The 17,765-nt window shown below is 68.7% G+C and carries 16 protein-coding genes; 5 read left to right on the top strand and 11 right to left on the bottom strand.

Annotated features, from left to right (window positions below):
- Positions 1-21: 21 nt before the first annotated feature.
- The 5 genes from ACFDTH_RS03140 to ACFDTH_RS03120 are packed head-to-tail and all read right to left on the bottom strand — an operon-like array spanning position 22 to position 4,169.
- Entirely contained in the window at positions 22-993 is a 972-nt protein-coding gene (locus tag ACFDTH_RS03140) for an alpha-ketoacid dehydrogenase subunit beta (RefSeq protein ID WP_375286053.1), read from the bottom strand.
- The gene (locus ACFDTH_RS03135) at positions 986-1,978 is read right to left on the bottom strand and encodes a thiamine pyrophosphate-dependent dehydrogenase E1 component subunit alpha (protein WP_375286052.1); all 993 of its coding nucleotides are present in this window, start codon (positions 1,976-1,978) and stop codon (positions 986-988) included. The genes ACFDTH_RS03140 and ACFDTH_RS03135 overlap by 8 nt, the downstream gene beginning before the upstream one ends.
- A 1-nt stretch (position 1,979) precedes the next feature.
- On the bottom strand, positions 1,980-2,219 hold the full coding sequence (locus tag ACFDTH_RS03130) for a biotin/lipoyl-containing protein (RefSeq protein ID WP_375286051.1): 240 nt from the start codon (positions 2,217-2,219) through the stop codon (positions 1,980-1,982).
- A 41-nt stretch (positions 2,220-2,260) separates the two neighbouring features.
- On the bottom strand, positions 2,261-2,656 hold the full coding sequence (locus ACFDTH_RS03125; RefSeq protein ID WP_375286050.1) for a nuclear transport factor 2 family protein: 396 nt from the start codon (positions 2,654-2,656) through the stop codon (positions 2,261-2,263).
- A 22-nt stretch (positions 2,657-2,678) separates the two neighbouring features.
- Entirely contained in the window at positions 2,679-4,169 is a 1,491-nt protein-coding gene (locus tag ACFDTH_RS03120; RefSeq protein WP_375286049.1) for a flavin-containing monooxygenase, read from the bottom strand.
- A gap of 257 nt (positions 4,170-4,426) precedes the next feature.
- On the opposite strand from ACFDTH_RS03120, the gene ACFDTH_RS03115 reads away from it, so the two are divergent.
- Together ACFDTH_RS03115 and ACFDTH_RS03110 are read left to right on the top strand one after the other, a co-directional pair.
- Entirely contained in the window at positions 4,427-5,272 is an 846-nt protein-coding gene (locus ACFDTH_RS03115; protein WP_375286048.1) for an IclR family transcriptional regulator, read from the top strand.
- Between the two features lie 72 nt (positions 5,273-5,344).
- Positions 5,345-7,078 (top strand): thiamine pyrophosphate-binding protein, encoded by a 1,734-nt coding sequence (locus ACFDTH_RS03110; protein WP_375286047.1) that lies wholly within the window; start codon positions 5,345-5,347, stop codon positions 7,076-7,078.
- A 21-nt stretch (positions 7,079-7,099) separates the two neighbouring features.
- On the opposite strand, the gene ACFDTH_RS03105 is transcribed toward ACFDTH_RS03110, so the two are convergent.
- The 3 genes from ACFDTH_RS03105 to ACFDTH_RS03095 are packed head-to-tail and all read right to left on the bottom strand — an operon-like array spanning position 7,100 to position 10,166.
- On the bottom strand, positions 7,100-7,498 hold the full coding sequence (locus tag ACFDTH_RS03105) for a nuclear transport factor 2 family protein (RefSeq protein ID WP_375286046.1): 399 nt from the start codon (positions 7,496-7,498) through the stop codon (positions 7,100-7,102).
- Positions 7,495-9,183 (bottom strand): class I adenylate-forming enzyme family protein, encoded by a 1,689-nt coding sequence (locus ACFDTH_RS03100; protein ID WP_375286045.1) that lies wholly within the window; start codon positions 9,181-9,183, stop codon positions 7,495-7,497. Before ACFDTH_RS03100 ends, ACFDTH_RS03105 begins: the two co-directional genes overlap by 4 nt.
- The gene (locus ACFDTH_RS03095; protein ID WP_375286044.1) at positions 9,180-10,166 is read right to left on the bottom strand and encodes a phosphotransferase family protein; all 987 of its coding nucleotides are present in this window, start codon (positions 10,164-10,166) and stop codon (positions 9,180-9,182) included. Before ACFDTH_RS03095 ends, ACFDTH_RS03100 begins: the two co-directional genes overlap by 4 nt.
- A gap of 122 nt (positions 10,167-10,288) precedes the next feature.
- Here ACFDTH_RS03095 and ACFDTH_RS03090 point away from each other — a divergent pair, with 122 nt between their 5' ends.
- The 3 genes from ACFDTH_RS03090 to ACFDTH_RS03080 are packed head-to-tail and all read left to right on the top strand — an operon-like array spanning position 10,289 to position 13,098.
- The gene (locus tag ACFDTH_RS03090) at positions 10,289-10,411 is read left to right on the top strand and encodes a hypothetical protein (protein WP_375286043.1); all 123 of its coding nucleotides are present in this window, start codon (positions 10,289-10,291) and stop codon (positions 10,409-10,411) included.
- A 46-nt stretch (positions 10,412-10,457) separates the two neighbouring features.
- Positions 10,458-11,903, top strand: a complete 1,446-nt coding sequence (locus ACFDTH_RS03085; RefSeq protein ID WP_375286042.1) for an NAD-dependent succinate-semialdehyde dehydrogenase — start codon at positions 10,458-10,460, stop codon at positions 11,901-11,903.
- Positions 11,893-13,098, top strand: a complete 1,206-nt coding sequence (locus ACFDTH_RS03080) for a CaiB/BaiF CoA transferase family protein (RefSeq protein ID WP_375286041.1) — start codon at positions 11,893-11,895, stop codon at positions 13,096-13,098. The genes ACFDTH_RS03085 and ACFDTH_RS03080 overlap by 11 nt, the downstream gene beginning before the upstream one ends.
- Here the strand turns inward: ACFDTH_RS03080 and ACFDTH_RS03075 are convergent.
- From ACFDTH_RS03075 to treY, 3 genes are all read right to left on the bottom strand, one after another.
- A complete protein-coding gene (locus ACFDTH_RS03075) occupies positions 13,070-14,215 on the bottom strand; it encodes an acyl-CoA dehydrogenase family protein (RefSeq protein ID WP_375286040.1) in 1,146 nt (381 codons plus the stop codon). The genes ACFDTH_RS03080 and ACFDTH_RS03075 overlap by 29 nt on opposite strands.
- Positions 14,216-14,221: 6 nt before the next feature.
- Positions 14,222-15,247: an acyl-CoA dehydrogenase family protein gene (locus ACFDTH_RS03070; RefSeq protein WP_375286039.1), complete on the bottom strand. Its 1,026-nt coding sequence runs from the start codon at positions 15,245-15,247 to the stop codon at positions 14,222-14,224.
- Between the two features lie 115 nt (positions 15,248-15,362).
- Positions 15,363-17,648: a malto-oligosyltrehalose synthase gene (gene treY, locus ACFDTH_RS03065; protein WP_375286038.1), complete on the bottom strand. Its 2,286-nt coding sequence runs from the start codon at positions 17,646-17,648 to the stop codon at positions 15,363-15,365.
- Positions 17,649-17,765 lie beyond the last annotated feature (117 nt).

Raw genomic sequence — 17,765 nt, 5'->3', positions numbered from 1 at the left:
GCGCAGCCGTCCCGTGCGGCATCAGGCGATCTCGCGCACCGCCGCCACGATCCGCTCCTTGGTCGGATACAGCTGCTTCTCCAGCGTCGGATTATAGGGGATGTGCACCGAGGGCGTGGTGACGCGCCGGACGGACTTCTTCAGGCTGTCGAACGCCTGCTCCACCACGAAGGCGGCAATCTCCGAGGCGACGCTGCCGATCCGGTGCGAGGCGTCGGCGATCACCAGCCGGCCGGTCTTGGCGACGGAGTTCAGGATCGCCGCGCGGTCCATCGGCACGATCGTGCGCAGGTCGATCACCTCCGCCGACAGCCCGTCCTTGGCGAGCATGTCCGCCGCGCCGAGCGCTGCGGGGAGCGATCCGGCGAGCGACACGATGGTCACGTCGCTGCCCTCGCGCTTCACCTCCGCCTTGCCGATCGGCACGAGGAAGTCGTCGTCGGTCGGCACCTCCTCCTTCTTGCCCCACAGGTTGGTGTCCTCGAAGATCACGACGGGGTCGTCGTCGCGCACCGCGGACTTGAGCAGCCCCTTGGCATCGGTGGCGGTGGCGGGCGCCAGCACCTTGAGGCCCGGCACGTTCATGAACAACGGATAGGGCCGATCGGCATGCTGCGCGGCGGTGCGGTTGTTGTAGAATGTGCTGGTGCGCACCACGAGCGGCACCTTCAACTGCCCGCCGGTCATGAAGCGCAGCTTGGCCGCCTGGTTGATGATCTGGTCCGAGGCGAGATAGACGAAGCTGGCGATGGTCAGGTCGACGATCGGCCGCAGCCCGGTCAGCGCCGCGCCGACGCCTACGCCGGTGAAGCTGCCTTCTGAGATCGGCAGGTTGCGCAGCCGGCTGTGGTCGAATTCGTCGAACAGCGCCTGCGCGCCATAGACGGCGATGTCCTCGCCCATCAGGATCACGCGCTCGTCGCGCTGCATCTCCTCGCGCTGCGCCTGGACGATCGCCTGGAGGTACGACAGCTTCTGGGTCGCGTTACGCATTCCACGGCATTCCTTCGTTCGCGACGGGGAAGTGGATCGGGTTGGAGTACATGCTGTCGAGCAGGTCCTGCAGCTGCGGCTCCGGGCTCTCCTTGGCGAAGCGGATCGCCTCTTCCATGAGCGCCGTTGTCGCCGCCTCTGCGGCGTCCGCCTCCGCCTCAAGCCCGCGCCCGGCGAGCACCGCACGGTAGAGCGTGATCGGGTCCTTCTCGGCGCGGTAGAGCGCGATCTCGTCCTCCTCGCGGTACTTGATCGGGATCGCCAGCCGGTTCGAATGCTCGTCAAAGCGATAGGTCTTCGCCTCGATCAGCGTCGGACCCTCGCCGGCGCGCGCGCGCGACACCGCAGTGCGGGTCGCCTCGTACACCGCCTCGGCGTCCTGGCCGTCGACCAGCACGCCGGGGATGCCGAAGCCGTCCGCGCGCCGGTGGATGTCCGGCTGGCCGTGCGACTTCGCCACCGAGGTGGTCACCGCATAGCCGTTGTTCTCGCAGAGATAGATCACAGGCAGCTTCCAGATCGCCGCCATGTTCAGGCTCTCGCCGAACGTGCCCTGGTTCACCGCGCCGTCGCCGAAGAAGCAGAGGCTGACCTGGTCGCTCTTGCGCACCTGGATGCTCAGCCCCGCGCCCGTTGCGAGCGGCAGGCCACCCCCGACGATCGCCGATTCGCCGATCAGCCCCATGCTGGTGTCGGTGAGGTGCATCGATCCGCCCAGGCCCTTGCACACGCCGGTCTGCTTGCCGAAGATCTCCGCCATCAGCGGCAGCACGTCCGCACCCTTGCCGATCGGATGGCCGTGCGAGCGGTGCGTGCCGGTGACGTAATCGTCATGGCGCAGCGCCATGCACGCGCCGACGATCGCGCCTTCCTGCCCGATGCTGAGGTGTCCCACCGGGTGATGGGCGATGATCGCTTCCTCGAACTTGCGGATGCGCAGCATCCGGGTGAACAGCTCGATCTGCCGGGCGGGTTCGAGATTCATCTCAGCCTTCCTCGATCGTCGCGATCTCGGCACCGACCTCCACCGTATCCTCCACCTGGGCGAAGATCTGGGTCAGCGTGCCGCTCGCCGGCGCCTCAACCTCGACGGTGGATTTGGCCGATTCGATCTCCACCAGGATGGCGCCCGCCTCCACGCGGTCGCCCACCTCGGCGTGCCACTTCACGATATCCCCGTCCGAGATCCCCATGCCGACATTGGGGAAGAACACGCTGACTGCCATGAAGTACGCCTCCGGTATGATGGTGTGGACGCCGCCCGAGATCAGGAGCGGTAGGAGAAATGGGCGGGATCAAAATACATCCAGTATTTGCGCGCCCGGCCCTCGTCGTTGAACTCGAAGGTGGAGCAGCCCGGCGCTTCGACCGGCTTACCGGCAAAGGTGCCGCGGATCGTCCAGGTGATCGTCGCCAAAGGCGGGTCGATCAGCATCTTCTCGAACGTGCGGTGATAGTCGGTCAGCGCGCCGAACGCCTTCTTCTCCACCTCGCGCTCGGCCTCGCGGCTGGAGACGTGGGCGCCATTGCGCCAGCCCTCGACATCGGGTGCCATGATCTGGTCGATCTTGCTGCTGATCTCTTCCACCGTGGCGGTGGGACGCGAATTCTCCGCCGCATTCAGACGGTGCAGCGCGCTTTCGATCTCTTCCCGGCTCGGCATCGCGTTCCTCTCCTCGTTGGTGTCAGCGGGTCTCGAAGTCGGCCATCTTCGGCGCGGTCATCTCCTGCGCGAAACGATCGAAGGAGAAGGTCCAGGACGAGGGCACGCCGCGCTTGTCGAGATACCAGCTGTTGCAGCCGGTGACCCAGACGGTGCGCTTGGCGGCTTCCTGACGCTCGGCCTCGAACCGGTCGAGCGCTTCGGGCGTCGCGCTCACCTCGCGATAATCGCCGCGCTGCACGCCATCGATCAGCTGCATCAGATAGCCGACCTGCCGCTCGGACACCTCGATCAGCGAGAAGTTGCCGACCGGGCTGTTCGGCCCATTGAGCATGAACAGGTTGGGGAACCCGGGTACCGTGACCGACAGATAGGCGGACGGCACCTCGGCCCAGACATCGTCGAGGTCGAGCCCGCCGCGGCCGATCACCTTGGCGGGGCGGATGAAGCGATCGACCAGGAAGCCGGTGGCGAGCGCCAGCACATCGAGTTCATGCAGCGTGCCGTCCGCGGTGCGGATGCCGGCGGGCTCGATCCGCACGATCGGCGAGGTCACCAGCTCGGCGTTGGGATGCTGGATCGCCCTATAGAAATCGTCGGAGATCACCAGCCGCTTGCAGGCGGCGCGATAGTCCGGGGTTAGGCGCCGGCGCAGGTCGGGATCGCGCACCGTTTCCAGATGCTCGCGGCACAATCGCTCAATCTCGGCGAGCTGCGGCGAATCATAGTCGAGAACGGCGGTGGCATAGCCTTCCAGCGTCTTGCTGCGCAGCTGCTGGACCAGCGCCTCCAGCGCCGCAGGATCGGCGCGGAACGCCGCCTTCTCCTCAGGCGAATATTCCGGGTTCGGGCGCGGCATCACCCATTGCGGGGTGCGCTGGAACAGCGAGAAATGCGCCGACCGGGGCGCCAGTGCGGAGGTGAGCTGCGCGGCGGTGGAGCCGGTGCCAACCACGCCGATCCTCTTGCCGTCGAGCGGCACGTCATGGTCCCAGCGGGCCGAATGGAATACCGCGCCCTCGAACGTCTCCAGCCCCTCGAACTGCGGGATGTTGGGATGATGGAGCACGCCGGTGGCGACGATCACGATGTCGAACCGGTCACGATATCCGGCGGCGGTGGTTAACTGCCAGCCGGCGGCGTCATATTCGAGGCGGGTCACCTCGTCGCCGAAGCGGATCAGCGGCAGCACGCCGCGTTCCGCCGCTACTCGCTCGAAGTAGGCGCGGATGTCCGGCCCCGCAGCCATCAGCCGGTCCCAATCCGGATTGCGCGCGAAAGAATAGGTGTACCAGTGTGCCGCGACGTCGCAGGCGAGGCCGGGATAGGTGTTGTCGCGCCAGGTGCCGCCGACGCTGTCCGCTTTCTCGAACACCGCCAAGTCGATGTTCCGCTCGCGCAGTTTCACCGCCGCCAGGATGCCCGCCATGCCCGCGCCGATCACCGCCGCGCGGAGGGGGCGCCTGCCGGGCGATCCCGCGTCCTCAATCCTGTCCTTCGGGACGTCGTTCACCTGCCGCTCTCCCTTGGCATCCTTTCGGGTGCTCGCCGCAGGTCCTAGCCCGAAAAATCTGCCGGTTCAATATTGCATGCAATCACCGAATATGAGCTGGGGCCTGCTGCGGAAGGCGCAGCGTTCTGGATCCGCGGGCGGGAGCCCAACGTCCTACGTCGTTGCATGCAGTCCGAGTGCGGTGCCAACAGCCTTACACTCGCGGCGGTTCGGTCCTAGATCAAGCCTTCTTGCCAAGCCGGGATGCCGCGCCACCGATGAAGCCGAGAGATGAGCCGTTGCGCAACGCGCAGGTGGTGGTCGATCGCGAACCCCAGCTCCCGACGCTGGTGAAATCGGCCGCCCGCGTTTTGCAGATTTTCGACTTCTTCGACGAGGTGCAGCGCGAGGCCAAGGTGCAGGAGATCGCCGACCAGCTCGAATTTCCGCAATCCTCTACCTCCGTGCTGCTCCGCTCCTTGGTCGAGATGGGCTTCCTGGACCATGACCCGCAGGCGCGCACCTTCCTGCCGTCGCCGCGGGTCGCCTTGCTGGGACATTGGCTTGGCCAGGGGCCGATGCGCGACGGCACGATCGTGCGCATGCTGGAGGAGATCGCCGCTGCCACCGGCGAGTCGGTGGTGCTGGCGACCCGCAACGGGCTGTATGCGCAGGACGTGCGCGTCATCCAGGGCAGGGGCGCGCAGCCGGTGGCGCTGCCGCAGGGACTGCGGCGGCTGGTGGTCTGGTCGGCCACAGGCTTGGCGCTGCTGCGCGACGAGCCCGACGATCTCGTGCAGGCCCTGTGCCGGCGCGCCAATGCGGAGGCGGAGGACGGGGCCGCCGTCGACCCCCGTACCGTGGCGGCGCATTTGGGGCAGCTCCGGCGCGAAGGCTATGTCTTCTCGCGCGGGCTGGTGACGCCCGGCCTCGGCTCGATCGCGATGCCGCTGCCCGCGGGGTTGGACCGCGGCGCGCGGCTGTTCGCGATTGCGGTAACTGGCCGGCTTGCCGACATCGCCGCGCGCGAGCGGGAACTGGTCTCTGCCATGCGCCGCGCGATCGCCCGGCATCTTTCCGCGCCGGCGCTGCTCACAAATCACATGGATGATGGCGGCGCCTAGACAGGTCCGCGGTTGCCGCGACACATTGTGCCCAGCCGCCGCACGGGCGGATCCATCATCCTGGAGAGGACAATGACCAAGAAGCGCGCCGCCGGCGAACTGGCCGCGGCTGCCCTGGCGGGCCTGGGCGTGAGCGAGCTGTTCGCGCTGCACGGCAGCCACCTCGATCCGCTGTTCATGGCCTGCGAGGAATTCGGCATCCGTATTACCGACACCCGGCACGAGGCCTCGGCGGGCCATGCCGCGGACGGCTATGCCCGCGCCTCCAACGGCAAGCTCGGGGTATGCGCGGTGACCTCCGGGCCCGGCTTCACCAATGCGCTGACCGCGATCACCAACGCCTGGCTGGATCGCATCCCCACCCTGTTCATCGCCGGCGCGGCGCCGCTGCGCGAGGCGGAGCTCAACACGCTCCAGGGCGGGTTCGACGCGGTGGCCATGGCGGCGCCGGTGACCAAATGGGCGCAGCGTGTGGCCGAGCCCGGCCGGATCGTAGAATATGTTCGCCGCGCCGGCGAGATTGCGCTCAGCGGATCGCCAGGTCCCGTCTTCCTGGAAATTCCGATCGACGTGATGTTCACGCCCACCGAGGAAGTGGCGCCCGACGTTTCGACCTGGAAGCGCCCCGCGCCATCCGGTCCGACGCCTGACGCGATCGCCGGCGTGATCGAGATGTTCCGCAAGGCGGAGCGTCCGGTGGTGATCGCCGGAGGCGGCGCGGTGCTGACCAACTCGGGCGAGCGGCTGCGGCGGCTTGCCGAGCTGATGGGCGTGCCGGTGATCGCCGGCCAGAAGGCGCTGGGCGTGCTGCCCGACGACCATCCCTATTATGCCGGTGCCGCCGCGGGCCTCGCCGCAGCGGCGGCGAACGGCACGCCGGCGGACGCGGTGCTGCTGGTCGGCGCGCGGATGGGCATGTTCCTGGGCGGTGCGATGGGGGCGATCATCCCGCAGGCGGCCTATGTCGCGCAGATTGAGTCCAACCCCGAGGAGATCGGGCGGGTGCGCAACGCCGACCTGCCGATCGTCGCGGATGCGGGCGCGACGCTCGACGCGCTGCTCAAGGCGGCCGAGGGCGAGAGCTGGCCCAAGCGCGAGGAGTGGGCGGCAACGCTGCGCGGGTTCCGCAGCAAGGCGCGCCAGGCTTTTGCCGATGCGCCGCTGAACACCCGGCCCGGCGCGATCCACCCCGGCCATGCCGTCGCCGCGGTGATGGACGCGCTGCCCGAGGGCACGGCGGTGATCGCCGACGGCGGCGAGGCGGGAAACTGGGTGGGCGATCTCGTCCGCTCGCCCGGCGCCGGGCAGCACCTGCGCTGCGGCTATCTCGGCTGCCTCGGCATCTCGCCGGGCATGGCGATCGGCGCGGCGCGGGCGAACCCAGGCCGGCCGGTGGTCTGCTTCGCCGGGGACGGCGGTGCGGGCTTCAACATCCAGGAGCTGGACACGATGATGCGGCACCGGCTGCCGATCGTCACCGTGGTGCTGAACAATGCGGAATGGGGCATGTCGCGCAATGCGCAGAACCTGCTGTACGGCAAGAACCGCGAGGTGATCGTCGCTCTGGAGGACACGCATTTCGAGACGGTGGCGGAGGGCTTCGGCGTGCCCGGCGTGCGCATTGACCGCTACGAGGATCTCGCGCCCGCGGTGAAGGAGGCGTTCGCGTCGGGCGAGCCTCGGCTGCTCAACGTGATCATTGATGCGGCCGTGATGCACCCGCGCACGCGGATGATGGTGGGCGATGTCAGCGGCGCGGACGGCGTGCCGATCCCCTATTACGCCAACATTCCGCAGAAGGCCTGATCGACGGCCGGGCGCTGGCGGTCAGCCGGCGTCCGGTCGCGCGCGATGCGCCATGCCGTTGACCACCGCCGAATCGTGATACCCATCCATGTGCGCGATCCGACCGTCCTCCACCCGGCAGACGCAGCAGCACAGGTCGCGCATGCCGCGCCCGTTGGGCATCTCCACGATCAATGTATGCTGCTGGACGAAGCCGCTGGGAGTCGGCTCGCGGCGGATGTCGGTATAATGGAACACGCTGGCGCTGGCGCGGATCGCGCGCAGGTTGGCGATCGTGGTTTCGACGTCGACCAGTTTCTCGTCGGTGTTGTGCCACACCATCGCGCCTTCGGTGAAGATCTGGCGCAGATCGTCGAGGTCGCCATGCTCGACGGTGTGGAACAGCCGCTCGGCGGCGGCGAGCGAGGCGGCGGCAGTCATCGGCGCAGGTCCTTCTTGAGCAGCTTGCCTGCCGCGTTGCGTGGTAGAGGCGCGTCATGGAAGTCGATCCGCACCGGCACCTTGTGCGCCACCAGTCGCGCGCCGACGAACTCCTGCAGCGCGGCCTCGTCGACGTGCAACCCGGCGCGCAGGCACACCGCAGCGCCGACCACCTCGCCCAGCACGCGGTCGGGCAAGCCGAACACCGCGGCCTCGCTCACCGCAGGGTGGGCGGACAGGCAATCCTCGATCTCGACGCAATAGATGTTCTCGCCACCGCGGATCAGCATGTCCTTGATCCGGTCGCGAATGGTGATGAAGCCCTCGTCATCGATCTGCGCTACGTCGCCGGTACGGTACCAGCCGTCGCCGAAACACTCGCGGGTCGCATCGGGGCGGTTCCAATAGCCGATAACGACGTTGGGTCCGGACACCCAGAGCTCGCCCGGCTGCCCCGTCGCCGCGTCCCGCCCGTCCGCATCGACGATCCGCACGTCGCAGCAGGGCATTGCGGTGCCGACGCTGCCGGGACGCGCTAGGAAGTCCTCGTGACTGTTCGCCGCGACCAGCGACGAGGTCTCGGTGGCGCCATAGCCCTGGCCGGGAAAGGCGTTCGGGAACACCGTACGCATGCGGGTCGCCAGCTCCGGTGCCGCCGCCGCGCCGCCATAGCCGACCATATCGACGCTGCTCACGTCATGGTCGCCTTCGGCCAGCGCGTCCGCCAGCTGCCAGGCGAGCGAAGGGACCAGGTTGAGCTGCTGGACACGCTCGCGCACGATTAGATCCAGCGCCCTGACGACATCCCATTTGTACATCAGGTGCACCGTCGATCCGTTCGCCAGCGCGGGGATCAGCGTCGAATGGAAGCCGGTGACGTGGAACAGCGGCATCGGCATCAGCACCCGGCGCTCGGCGATCGAGGGACCGGCCGGCACCGGATCGCCGCGTCGCACCGCCGCGCGCATCGACCGGAAGCCGCCGTTGACATAATTGATCAGGATGTTGCGGTGGGTGCCCGCCGCGCCTTTGGGATGCCCGGTGGTGCCCGAGGTGTAGAAGATCGTGGCGAGATCGTCGGGCGCGGCGCCCGCGTCCGGCAGCGGCGCCTCGGGGAGCGCGGCATAGTCCGCCGTCGTGCCGATCAGCTCGGTCAGCGCGGTCGTGCCGGCCGGCGCTACGGCGCGCGCTACGATCACCTGCGCGTCATGGGTGCCCGCCTCTTCCAGCCGCGCCAGCCGCTCCGCATCGGCGACCGCCACACGCGCGCCGCTGTCGCGCAGCAGGCTAGCGAGCACCGGGCTCGACTCCCAGGCGTTGAGCGGCACCACCACCGCGCCGATGGCAAGGGCGCCCCAGGCGGCGACCGACCATTCGGGATAGTTGCGCATCGCGATCGCCACCCGCTCGCCCTTGCCGACGCCGAACCGCTCCGCCAGCGCGCGGCCGAAGGCGGTGGCGGCGCGCCAGTGCGCCTCGAAGGTCAGCCGCTCGCCCTCGAACACCAGCAGCTCGCGCGCGCCGAAGCGCCGGCTGTCGTCGAACACCGCGCGCAAGTCGCGCGGCATCCGCACATAGGTGCGCAGGGGACGGCCGAGCACCTCGGCCTCCACCATCTCGAACGGGGCGCCGGGCGCGGTGAGCAGCGCCAGCGTCTCCGCCATGCTGCGGGCCGGCCAGGTCATACGCGTGCTCCCAAAGCTTCGGCGAAGGACCAGGCCGTGCCGGCGAGCGGCGCGACCCGCTGCTGCGCCAGACCCGCCCGCGCGTTGTTCGCATTTCCCGCTCTGCCTCGCGCCGCCACGCCCTGAAGAATCGCGGCCAGCCGGAACAGATTGTAGGCGAGATACCATTCGAGCGGTGCGTCGAGCCTGTCGCCCGTCGCTGCCAGGTAGCGGTCCAGCATCTCCGTCACGATCGGGATACCGAGCGCCGGCAGGTCGAGCGCCGCGAGCGATCCGCGCTCGTGCGCGGGCGTCACCCAGTGCATCAGCAGATAGGTGAGGTCCGCCACCGGATCTCCGAGGGTCGACAGCTCCCAGTCGAGCACCGCGACTACCCGCGGCTCGGTCGCGTGCAATACCATGTTGTCGAGGCGATAGTCGCCATGGACAATCCGAGCCGGCCGGTCGGCGGGCAGGTGACGCGGCAGCCAGTCGACCAGCCGGTCCATCGCGGCGCAGCGCGGCCCGTCCGATTCGCCATACTGCCTTGACCAGCGCGCCACCTGCCGTGCGAAATAGTTTCCCGGTCGTCCGTAGTCGGCCAAGCCGATCGCCGCGGGATCGATCCGGTGCAGCGCCGCGAGCGTGTCGATCTCCGCATGGTAGATCGCGCGCCGTTCCTCAGGGGAGGCGTCGGGTAGCCGCCCGTCCCAGAGGATGCGCCCATCAACCATCGCCATGACGTAGAAGGCCGACCCTATCACGGCCTCGTCCTCGCACAAGGCATAGGCACGCGGGACGGGAAAGCCGGCGTCCCCAAGCGCGCGGATCACGCGGAACTCGCGATCCACCGCATGGGCGGAGGCGACGAGAGTGCCGGGGGGCTTGCGCCTGAGGACGTAGCGCTGGCTCGGCGTGCGCAGCTGGTAGGTCGGATTGGACTGCCCGCCGGCGAAGCGCAGCACCTCCAGCGGCCCGGCGAAACCTTCCACCGATCGCAGCATCCAGTCGCTTAGGCGTGCGGCATCCAAATCCGTTGATGGACGGGGCGCCTCCTGAGTCACGACATCGATCACGCCACCTGCCAGCGGTTTCGGCTTAGTCACGGATTCTTCGACCAAAATGCATGATCCTCTACCTGTTCCAACGTTTTCTGGGAGAACAGATGCGCCGATTCGGCCGGGAAGTCACTTGCCATTTGCATGCAATCCGGTCAAAACAGCCGGGCGCGGCTCGAAAGCCGGCGTGAACGGGAGAGGCGCCGCTTCGGGTTCGAGCGGCAGAGGGGCTTTCGCATGGCAGACACATTGGCCGACCTTGGGCTCGACCTTGGATTGTACATCGCCGGTGAATGGCGATCCGCGCTCGGCCGCGACACGCAGCCCGTGCTCAATCCTGCCACCGGGGAGTCGCTCGACCACCTGCCGCTCGCCACCACGCAGGACCTCGACGACGCGCTGGAGGCGTCCGAGCGTGGTTTTAAGGCGTGGCGGACCACCCCACCGGAGGCGCGCGCGGCCGTTCTCCACCGCGCCGCCGCGCTGATCCGCGAGCGTGCGGACATGTTGGCGGCGATCGTCACGCGCGAGCAGGGCAAGCCGCTTGCCGAGGCGCGCGGCGAGGCGATCTATTCCGCCGCGCTGCTGGACTTCCACGCCGGCGAGGCGATGCGCTCCTATGGCCGCGTCCTGCCGCGACCGCCTGGGCTGCGCTCGCTGGTGGTGAAGCAGCCGGTGGGGCCGGTGGCAGCGTTCTGCGCCTGGAACTTCCCGGTGATCAACCCGGTGCGCAAGATCTCGCCCGCGCTCGCCGCCGGCTGTTCGGTGATCCTGAAGCCGAGCGAGGAGACGCCGGCCAGTGCGATCGCGGTGATGCGTTGCTTCCAGGATGCGGGGCTGCCCGGCGATGTCGCGCAACTGGTGTTCGGCGTGCCCGACACGGTATCGCGCACGCTGCTCGCCTCGCCGGTGACCCGCAAGCTCAGCTTCACCGGGTCGGTGCCGGTGGGCAAGCAGCTGATGCGCCTCGCCGCTGACACCGTGATGCGGATGACCATGGAACTCGGCGGCCATTCGCCAGTGCTCGTGTTCGACGATTGCGATCTTGAAGCGACGCTCGACACATTGGTGGCGCACAAGTTCCGCAACGCCGGCCAGGTCTGCGTCTCGCCGACGCGCTTCCACGTCCAGGAAGGCATCTACGATCGTTTCGCCGCCGGCTTCGCCGAGCGCACCGCACGGATCAGGGTCGGCGACGGGCGCGATGCGGCGACCGGCATGGGGCCAACCGCCAATCCCCGCCGGCCCGGTGCGATCGAGGCGATGGTGGAGGATGCGCGCAGCATCGGCGCCCGGCTGCTCGCCGGCGGCAGGCGGCTGGGCGGCGACGGCTTCTTCTTCGAACCCACCGTGCTGGGCGATGTCTCGCATGACGCGCGGGCGATGAACGAGGAGCCGTTCGGCCCGCTGGCGCTGCTCAGCCGATTCTCGACCGAGGAGGAGGCGATCGCGGAGGCGAACCGGCTCCCCTACGGGCTCGCAGCCTATTGCTTCACGCAGAACGGGCGCCGCCAGGCGCTGCTGGGCGACGCGATCGAGGCCGGCATGATCGTGATCAACAATGTCCGCACCTCTTGGACCGACGCGCCGTTCGGCGGGGTCAAGGAGAGCGGCTTCGGGTCCGAAGACGGCCCGGAAGGGGTGGAGGCACATATGATGACCAAGGCGATCCATGCCAGCTGAGGCGCAAACGGAGAATGCGGCTGCCGGGGGCCCGCTGGCGGGCATCCGCGTGGTCGAGCTGGGGCAGCTGATTGCGGGACCGTTCTGCGGGCAGCTGCTCGGCGATCTTGGCGCGGAGGTGGTGAAGCTCGAGCAACCGGGCAGCGGCGACCCGATGCGCAACTGGGGGCAGGGCAACACGCCGACTTGGTGGCGCGTGATCGCGCGCAACAAATATTCGGTGGCGGCAGACTTGCGCTCGGCGGAAGGCCAGGGGCTGGCGCGCGACCTGATCGCGCAGGCCGACATCCTGGTCGAGAACTTCCGACCCGGCACGCTGGAGCGCTGGAATCTCGCGCCGGCCGATCTCCACGCGATCAATCCCCGGCTGATCATCGTCCGCGTATCGGGATACGGGCAGACCGGTCCCTATGCCACCCGTGCGGGTTTCGGCGGGATCGCCGAGGCGATGGGCGGATGGCGCAAGATCGTCGGCTTCCCGGATCGTGTTCCCGCGCGCATGGGCGTCTCGATCGGCGATACGCTGGCGGCCACCTACGGCTGCCTGGGCGCGGTCGCCGCGCTGCACCACCGCGCCCGGACAGGCGAGGGTCAGGTCGTCGATGCCGCCCTCTACGAAAGCGTGCTGCAGGTGATGGAGGGATTGATCCCCGAGTGGGCGATCGCTGGGCACAAGCGCGACCGTACCGGCTCCAAACTCCCCGCCATCGCTCCGTCGAACGTCTACCGCTGTCACGACGGGGAGTTCCTGATCGGCGCGAACCAGGACAGCGTCTTCGCGCGGCTGTGCCAAGCGATGGGGCGGCCCGAGATGGCGCAGGATCCGCGCTACGCCACCCACCTCGCGCGCGGCGAGAACCAGGACGAACTCGACTCGATCGTGGAGGACTGGACCGCGCGCCACTCGGTCGCCGAGGTCGAGGCGCTGATGATCGAGTATGCGGTGCCGGCGGGGCGGATGTACGATGCCGAGGACATGCTGGCCGATCCGCACTTCAACGCGCGTCAGGCGATCGTCACCGTCGACGATCCGGTGCTCGGCCCGACGCCGATGCAGGGCACGTTTCCCAAACTCTCGGCGACGCCGGGCAGCATTCGCCGGCCGGCGCCGCGCGAGGTGGGGCAGGATACCGCCGAGATCCTGGACCGCTGGCTGGGACGGAGCGTCAGCGGACGCCCAGTCCCCGCGCAATGATGCCGCGCAGGATCTCGCGCGTGCCGCCGCGCAGCGAGAAGGACGGCGCGCTCATCATCGTATAGGCGAGCACCGCGAGCAGGTCGCGGGTGGACTGGCGGTCGGGCTCGGCATCGACGAGCGTGCGGGCGATCTCCGGCAGGTCCTGCTCGAAGGTGGCGCCCAGGTCCTTGACCACCGCCGCCTGAATTGAGGCGTCCTCATGCGCCTCCAGCAGAGTCGCGACGCCGCGCGACAGCTGGCGTAGCGTGAGGAGGTGCGCGGTGAGGCGGCCGATCGTCAGCTGCGCCAGATCGCTGTCGCTGCCTTCCAGCGCGCGGATCAGCTCCAGCAGCAGCTGGATGGACGACAGGAAGCGCTCGGGCCCGCTGCGCTCGAACGCGAGCTCGCTCATCACCTGGCCCCAGCCCGCGCCTTCCTCGCCGATCAGCGCGGTCTCCGGCACAAAGGCGGCGTCGAAATGCACCTCGTTGAAATGATGCTGGCCGGCCAGATCGAGGATCGGTCGGACGGTCATCCCCTCTGTCGCCCTCATGTCGATCAGCAGCTGACTGGTGCCCTTGTGCCGGTCCGCGGGAGAGCCCGAGGTCCGGCAGAAGAGGATCATGTAATCCGCCTCGTGCGCGTTGGTGGTCCACAGCTTGGTGCCGGTGACCCGCCATCCGCCCTCCACCTTCTCGGCGCGGGTTCGCACCGCGGCAAGGTCGGAGCCCGAATCAGGCTCGCTCATGCCGATGCAGAAGACGCACTCACCGGCAGCGATGCGCGGCAGAATGGCGTCTTTCTGTGCCTCGGTGCCGAATTTGAGCAGCGTCGGACCGCTCTGCCGGTCCGCGATCCAATGTGCCGAGACGGGCGCGCCGGCGGCGAGCGTCTCCTCCACCACGACGTATCGCTCGAAGCTCGATCGCTCATGGCCGCCGTAGCGCTTCGGCCAGGTCATCCCCAGCCAGCCGCGCGCGCCGAGCGCCCGGCTGAACGCCCGGTCGAAGCCGTTCCAGCTTTCCGCGCGCTGGAGCGGAGTACGATCAACGATCGACGATTCGAGGAACGTGCGCACCTCGCTGCGCAATGCTTCGGCAGCGTCGTGGCGGACGGGTGAGGGGAACTGGAGCATGCGCGATCAGACCGATGTTATGAGCGGCCAATAGGCCGTCGCGGGGCGGGTGAGCGCGGCAGCACCGAGCCGGCGGGTCCACCAGGCGGCGGAGCCGAACTCGTCGCGCCAGCTCCACAAAGCGGTGGTGAAGCGGTGCAGCCGATGCTCCTGCGTGAACCCGATCGCGCCGTGCAGCTGGTGGGCGATGCCGGTTGCGGTGCCGACCGCTTCCCCGATCCGGCTGCGCGCCGCGGCCACCGCAACGGCAAGGTGCTCGCTTGCCGAGGCATAGGCTTGGGCGGCGAGATCCGCGGCGGCGGACGCGGCGGCCGCCTCTCCGGCCAGTCGCGCCAGGGAATGCTGTACCGCCTGGTTCGCCGACAAGGGTTTCCCGAACTGGTGACGCTCCGTCACATAGGCCACCGTCATCCCGACCAGCATTTCCAAGGCGCCGGCCATGGCGAGCGCGCGTGCAAGCGCAGCGCTTTCGAGCAGCGACGAGCCCGCCGATCGGCCGACCGTCACCAAACCATCGAGCGCCATCTTGTCGCGCGGCATGCTCGCGAGGTTGCAGCCTTCGGCAATCGTGCGGAAGCCGGCCGACATCACCCCGACCCGGTCGCCCTTGCCGATCAGCAGCGTCGTCGCATGCCGTCCCCAGGCGACCCGCTCGGCCACCCCGGTCGCGTGCCAGTCGCCATCGCGCTCGACCAGCGTCACGCCCGGATCGTCGGCGACGAGTGCGACCACGCCCTCCGCCGGCGGCAGGCCGGCGTCCGCGAGGACTGCGTTTGCGATCATCGTCTCGGCCAGCGGCAGCGGTACGGCGCGGCGCCCGAGCAGGCGGATCAGGTCCAGCCCCTCCATCGGCGTCAGTCCGAAACCCGCCTCGCCCTGCACCAGCGCGACGGGCAATCCCTGCTCAACCAGCGCGTCCCAGGCTCGCTGCGGCCAGATCCCCTCAGCGGCTCCCCGGAGCGTTGCATCGTCAAGCGCGTTCGCCAGCAGGCGATCCGTCATGGACGTGAGCAGATCGCCGGTGTCGCTCAACTGATCCTCCCTGTTGTGGGATTCCCGTGCAAGACATGGCTCACGCTGTCAATATGCATGCAATATTGTTTGCATGTCATTGCCACTTACCCGGTGAGCACGCGGGATCCGCTGACTATTGTACCCAATCAGCTGCCCCGGCGGCCAACTCCGCAACTTCGAACCAGATCGGTCCATTGGCGAACACATCCGCCGCTTCAAGGACCAGCCCGGAAGGATAGGCGATCGCGCCCGTCGGGTCGCCGCGGAGCAGCACGGCGAGGCGGAAGATATGGTGTCCGTGCCGCCGCTCGAAGGCGAGGATCGTGTCGCCAGCGTTACCCGGTGCGTACGTGCCCTGGGCGAACAGGGCCGCATGCGCGCGACGCAGCGCGAGCAGGTCGGCGATCAGGCGCAGCTTGGGCGGTGGGGAGTCGAGCGCGGCGACGCGCGCGGCATAGTCGACCGCTGTCCGATTATCGGGATCAACGAGGCTAAGGTCGGCGAACTCGGTGCCCTGGTACAGGTCTGGCACCCCTGGCGCGGTGCAGCGCAAGGCAGTGGTGATAAGGCTGTTGCGCTCGGCGGCGGGGGCAATCTCCACGAGAAACGCGCCGACCGTTGCGACGAACGGCGAATGCGCGATGAGCGCGCGCGCGAGGGTGTTGCAGCGCGCCTCATAGGCCTCGTCGGGCGCTTCCCAGGAGGAGCGGAGCTTGGCCTCGCGAAGCGCCTTGGTCTGCCAGGCGGCTATGCGGTTGGCGAAGTCTTCATCCGACCTCCCCGGCCAGGCACCGAGCAGCGACTGGAACAGCATGTAGCGGTCGCCGCGATCTACTCCCTCGGAGAGCGGATCGGCGATCCCCTCCCAGCGTGAGACTTCTTCGCGCCAGCGATTGGGAATAGCGCTGAGCACCGCCAGCCGGACGCGTGTGTCCTCGCCGCGCTTGTGATCGTGCGTGGCGGTGGTGAGCATCGCGTGCGGCCAGTGTTCGGCACGCACCTCCATACGGGCGTGGAAATCGGCGACCGGCAGGCTCATCCGTGCCGCATCGAAGCCGACGTCGTTGCGCGAGAGCAGCCGGCCGTAGCGGTAGAAGGCGGTATCCTCCAGCGCCTTGGCGGCAATGGGCGCAGAGAGTTGCTGGAAGCGGCGCACCGCCTCGGTGGCGTTGCCCTCCCCGGCCAGGCGGGAGAGAATGAAGTCGATCACCGGCCATTCGCCCGGCGGGACGTGCGGCGCGACGCGACGGCGGACTTCTTCCCGGATCGCCGCGTCGCTGGCGGGCGCGTTGGGGCCGTAGGTGCGATAGACGGGAAAGACCCACAGCAGCCGCTCGACCGCACGGCGCAGCATCGCAGCGGTTACGCCCTCGGGCGCGATTGCTGCAAAGGCATGGACGCAGCCTTCGAGCTGGCCGGTGAACTGCCAGGCGAGCAGTTGCTGGCGCGCGAGCAACTCCTCCGGTGCGAGATCGGCCGGACGGCCGCTGACCTCCGCCCAGAGATCGCCGAGCGGCTCAGCCCCGGCGGGATCGTGGAGGAGGGCGGTGACCTCCTCCATGAAGTCATAGCCGCTGGTGCCGTCGATCCCCCAGACGCGCGGGAGCGGCTCGCCGGGGCCGAGGATCTTCTCCACCACGATCCACGCCTCGGGGCCGAGCCGGTCGCGCAGCGAGCGGCAATAGCCGGCGGGATCGGTGAGGCCATCGACATGGTCGACGCGGACGCCATGGATCAGGCCCTCCTCGTAGAGGCGGAAGTAGAGCGCATGGGTGCGCTCGAATACTTCCGGGTCCTCGGCACGAACGCCGGCCAGTTCGTTGATCGCAAAGAAGCGACGCCAGTTGAGCCTATCATTGGCGGTGCGCCACCAGGCGAGCCGGTAGTGCTGGCGGTCGAGCAGCTCCGGCATCGGCAGGCCGGCGGTGCCCTCGCGCAACGGGAAGCGGTGCTCGCCATAGGCGACCAGCCACCCGTCCTCGACGGTGATCGCGCCTGCCGCCAGCGCCTCGCCGAGCGGGGTGCCGAGCACGGGAAGGAGGATCGGGCGCGACCAGTCGATGTCGAAGACGCGGGCATGTTCGCTGGCCTGCCCGCGCGCGAGCACGTCGTTCCACCACGTGTCGGCGCCGCCGGCGACGCCCATGTGGTTGGGCACGATATCGATCACCACGCCCATGCCGCGCGCCTTGAGCGCGGCGACGAGGCTGCGGAAGGCGGGCTCGCCGCCCATCTCCGGGTTGATGCGGGTGGGATCGGTGACATCATAGCCGTGGGTGGAGCCGGGCACCGCCATTGTGATCGGCGAGGCATAGACGTGGCTGATGCCGAGCCGGTCGAGATAGGGCACCAAAGCCTCGGCATCGGCGAAGGTGAAGCCGGCGTGGAACTGGAAGCGATAGGTCGCGCGCGGGATCATCCGGGTCTCTTCTCGGTCAGCATCGCGGTACGGCGGCCGATGATGGGGTCGGCGAGCAACGCCTCGGTGGATGCGGGCATGCGGCGGCGCCAGTTGGGATGCTCGTCGACGGTCCCG

The organism is Sphingomonas sp. (genome assembly GCF_042096255.1).
In the GTDB taxonomy this organism is placed as follows: domain Bacteria; phylum Pseudomonadota; class Alphaproteobacteria; order Sphingomonadales; family Sphingomonadaceae; genus Sphingomonas.
The sequence above is the reverse complement of the archived record's forward strand: the minus strand, read 5'-3'. Positions and strand labels throughout refer to the sequence as shown.

Excerpts from the sequence above, each read along its gene's own strand:
- ACFDTH_RS03140 (WP_375286053.1), bottom strand. The coding sequence starts at position 993 with ATGCGTAACGCGACCCAGAAGCTGTCGTACCTCCAGGCGATCGTCCAG.
- ACFDTH_RS03135 (WP_375286052.1), bottom strand. The coding sequence starts at position 1,978 with ATGAATCTCGAACCCGCCCGGCAGATCGAGCTGTTCACCCGGATGCTG.
- ACFDTH_RS03130 (WP_375286051.1), bottom strand. The coding sequence starts at position 2,219 with ATGGCAGTCAGCGTGTTCTTCCCCAATGTCGGCATGGGGATCTCGGAC.
- ACFDTH_RS03125 (WP_375286050.1), bottom strand. The coding sequence starts at position 2,656 with ATGCCGAGCCGGGAAGAGATCGAAAGCGCGCTGCACCGTCTGAATGCG.
- ACFDTH_RS03115 (WP_375286048.1), top strand. The coding sequence starts at position 4,427 with ATGAAGCCGAGAGATGAGCCGTTGCGCAACGCGCAGGTGGTGGTCGAT.
- ACFDTH_RS03110 (WP_375286047.1), top strand. The coding sequence starts at position 5,345 with ATGACCAAGAAGCGCGCCGCCGGCGAACTGGCCGCGGCTGCCCTGGCG.
- ACFDTH_RS03105 (WP_375286046.1), bottom strand. The coding sequence starts at position 7,498 with ATGACTGCCGCCGCCTCGCTCGCCGCCGCCGAGCGGCTGTTCCACACC.
- ACFDTH_RS03100 (WP_375286045.1), bottom strand. The coding sequence starts at position 9,183 with ATGACCTGGCCGGCCCGCAGCATGGCGGAGACGCTGGCGCTGCTCACC.
- ACFDTH_RS03095 (WP_375286044.1), bottom strand. The coding sequence starts at position 10,166 with ATGCTGCGATCGGTGGAAGGTTTCGCCGGGCCGCTGGAGGTGCTGCGC.
- ACFDTH_RS03090 (WP_375286043.1), top strand. The coding sequence starts at position 10,289 with ATGATCCTCTACCTGTTCCAACGTTTTCTGGGAGAACAGATGCGCCGA.
- ACFDTH_RS03085 (WP_375286042.1), top strand. The coding sequence starts at position 10,458 with ATGGCAGACACATTGGCCGACCTTGGGCTCGACCTTGGATTGTACATC.
- ACFDTH_RS03080 (WP_375286041.1), top strand. The coding sequence starts at position 11,893 with ATGCCAGCTGAGGCGCAAACGGAGAATGCGGCTGCCGGGGGCCCGCTG.
- ACFDTH_RS03075 (WP_375286040.1), bottom strand. The coding sequence starts at position 14,215 with ATGCTCCAGTTCCCCTCACCCGTCCGCCACGACGCTGCCGAAGCATTG.
- treY (WP_375286038.1), bottom strand. The coding sequence starts at position 17,648 with ATGATCCCGCGCGCGACCTATCGCTTCCAGTTCCACGCCGGCTTCACC.